General features: G+C 49.5%; 1 protein-coding gene. It reads left to right on the top strand.

Annotated features, from left to right (window positions below):
* The first annotated feature begins 31 nt into the window (after window positions 1-31).
* Window positions 32-496, top strand: a complete 465-nt coding sequence (locus CIK04_RS27985; RefSeq protein ID WP_325205928.1) for a DUF6701 domain-containing protein — start codon at window positions 32-34, stop codon at window positions 494-496.
* Window positions 497-567 lie beyond the last annotated feature (71 nt).

Raw genomic sequence — 567 nt, 5'->3', positions numbered from 1 at the left:
CCAATGGTGCGTATTGGTTTGATGGATTGCGATGSCTCGAGAGCTTGGCAGCCTCAGAGTGCAATCCGACCTCGTTGATCCTTATCTTGGTATGCAGGTAAACCAAGGTTATCGCCACATTGGGCGTTTCTATCCCAAGTTTTTTAAGGTACACAACCAGCAGTGGGATTATCCCAATAGCCAAACCTTTGCTTATATGAATCAGCCATTTGATCAGGTAATCGTCGATATCGACGCGTTAAATAGCCTTAAAGAACCCGTCGCCAACTACCATTATTTCTCAACCACGGCGCACTTTGAACTGGCAGAACTCGGCGATCACCTAGAACGGTTTGTCACGCCTTCTCTTGCGCCTACTCAATGGCGCGAGGAGCAAGGCAGCAGCGTAGGCCGCATTCACATCATGAAGCAGGATCATTGCGCCAACAGCGCCTGTTGGCTGAAGGACGAGATTGGCCAAAATTACCCTGATGGGCCTTTTGAACACCTACTCTGACTCTGCAGTAAGCAAAATTGGCCTCGTCTATCTTGAAAACGCGGACCCTGTGGCTTTTTACGACGACACGC

It is taken from the genome of Vibrio sp. 03_296 (assembly GCF_002265885.1).
The sequence above is the reverse complement of the archived record's forward strand: the minus strand, read 5'-3'. Positions and strand labels throughout refer to the sequence as shown.